The sequence below is a fragment of the Streptomyces sp. WM6386 genome (assembly GCF_000972385.1).
Lineage (GTDB): Bacteria > Actinomycetota > Actinomycetes > Streptomycetales > Streptomycetaceae > Streptomyces.
In genome coordinates, this window is record NZ_JXTE01000161.1 from 1 (window position 1) to 2,099 (window position 2,099).

Below are 2,099 nucleotides of genomic sequence, written 5' to 3' on the forward strand. Positions count from 1 at the left end.
CCGGCCGCCGACTTCGCAGGTGAGATAGAGGGTCTGGTCGCCGAACTGCGCAGCACGATCGACCCCGACCCGCATGCGCTGCAGACGCTGATCCGGAGTTGCGTCGTGGACAACTGCGGCGGCACGATCAGCGCCTCGCCGAGGAACACCGGCACATCGGGAAGCCGGAGCATCGCATGCTCGGCAGGGCATTCCTGGGAAATGCACGAATGGCTGACTCTGAGGCAGCTCATGGAGCGGCAGCGAAAGGGTGTCCCGGCATGACGAAACCGCCACGCCACAGGCTCGTTCCCACGAATGTGGCCGCACTCGCCGTGGGGGTGTCCGAAGCGACGATCCGCAAGTGGGTGAGCCGCGGGAAGATCACCCGCTATGGCGCGCCGAACTGCCGCTCGGAGTTCGACATCGAGGAACTCACTCAGATCGCCGTACGGCGTGGTACCGCGACCCGGTGACGTTTCGGTATTCCCCCGCATCACGTTCTGAAGCGCAAGAACAGCCAACCGCCCGTCTCGAAGACTTTCGTGAAACGACAAGGGGAGTGAGTGCGTTGACGCTACCGACCTCAGTGGAGGGGGTTTCGGAAAACCGTCGGGCTCGCTCGGTCGGCATCGGTCGCGCCCACGCCAAGGCGATCCTGCTGGGCGAGCACGCGGTCGTGTACGGAACTCCGGCTCTCGCGCTGCCGATTCCACAGCTGACGGCCACGGCGAGCGCCGGATGGTCCTCCCACTCCTCCGACGCCCAGGGCGGCCTGTCCTTCACCATGACCGGTTCCGCCTCGCGGGCCGTGGTGACCCTGGCCTCCGACGGTCTGCAACGGCTGGCCGCGGCCTTCAAGGAGCGCATGGGCGTGCCGGGCAGGCCCCATCTCGACGTGATCCTCGACGGCGCCATCCCGCCCGGCCGCGGGCTCGGCTCCAGTGCCGCGAACTCGCGGGCGATCGTGCTCGCCCTGGCCGATCTCTTCGGCCACGAGCTGTCCGAGACCACGGCGTTCGACCTGGTGCAGACGGCCGAGAACATGGCGCACGGCCGGGCCAGCGGCGTCGACGCCATGACCGTCGGCGCGGCGGCCCCGCTGCTGTTCCAGGCGGGGCGGGCCGAGGAACTGGCCATCGGGTGGGACGGCTTGTTCATCGTCGCCGACAGCGGCACCGCGGGCAGCACCAAGGAAGCGGTCGAGCTGCTGAGGGACGGATTCCGGCGGGAGCCGGGTGCCGAGGAGAGGTTCCTTACGCGCGCCACGGAGCTTGTCGAGGAGGCCCGGCGGGCCCTCGCCGACGGCTCCCCGGCAGAGCTCGGCTCGCGGCTGACGGACTATCACGAGCTGCTGCGCGCGGCCGGCCTGAGCACCGACCGGATCGACGCCATGGTCGCGGCCGCGCTCGGCGCGGGCAGCCTCGGCGCCAAGATCACCGGGGGTGGTCTGGGCGGCTGTGTCCTCGCCCTCACCCAGCCCGAGCTGGCCAGCGAGGTCGCCCGGCGGCTGCACGACGCGGGCGCCGTCCAGACGTGGGTCGTCCCGCTGAGGAGGCTCGCCCCTCATGCGCTCTGAACAGCTCGCGCGAGCGCGGGTGGCGGGCCAGGCGACGGACGCCACCGCCGTCGCCCACCCGAACATCGCGCTGATCAAGTACTGGGGCAAGAGCGACGAGCGGCTGTTCCTGCCCCGCACCGACAGCCTGTCCATGACCCTGGACATCTTCCCGACGACGACCCGGGTCCGGCTCGCCCCCGAGGCGGACCAGGACACGGTCGTCTTCAACGGGGAGCCCGCGACCGGTGAGGCCGCACGGCGTATCGCCGCCTTCCTGGACCTCGTACGGGAGCGGGCGGGCAGCGTCGAGCGGGCCGTCGTGGACACCGAGAACACCGTCCCCACCGGGGCGGGTCTCGCTTCCTCCGCCAGCGGCTTCGCCCCCCTCGCCGTCGCCGCGGCGGCCGCCTACGGGCTCGACGGCGACCCGCGTGCCCTGTCACGGCTGGCCCGGCGCGGCTCCGGCTCGGCCTCCCGGTCGATCTTAGGGGACTTCGCGGTTTGGCACGCCGGCACCGACGACCTGAGCTCTTACGCCGAACCCGTCGACCCCGCCCGG

The 2,099-nt window shown here is 71.1% G+C and carries 3 protein-coding genes and 1 pseudogene; all 4 read left to right on the plus strand.

All coding sequences use genetic code 11. The features are described from left to right. Nucleotides 1-264, plus strand: a pseudogene (locus TN53_RS48765) (hypothetical protein); the annotation flags it as partial. After that, entirely contained in the window at nucleotides 261-455 is a 195-nt protein-coding gene (locus TN53_RS47630; protein ID WP_046263839.1) for a hypothetical protein, read from the plus strand. The pseudogene TN53_RS48765 and the gene TN53_RS47630, both read left to right, overlap by 4 nt. A gap of 95 nt (nucleotides 456-550) precedes the next feature. Beyond that, on the plus strand, nucleotides 551-1,558 hold the full coding sequence (gene mvk / locus TN53_RS40310; RefSeq protein WP_095046992.1) for a mevalonate kinase: 1,008 nt from the start codon (nucleotides 551-553) through the stop codon (nucleotides 1,556-1,558). Beyond that, the coding region (gene mvaD / locus TN53_RS40315; protein ID WP_046263840.1) for a diphosphomevalonate decarboxylase at nucleotides 1,548-2,099 on the plus strand (552 nt) is incomplete at its 3' end. The genes mvk and mvaD, both read left to right, overlap by 11 nt.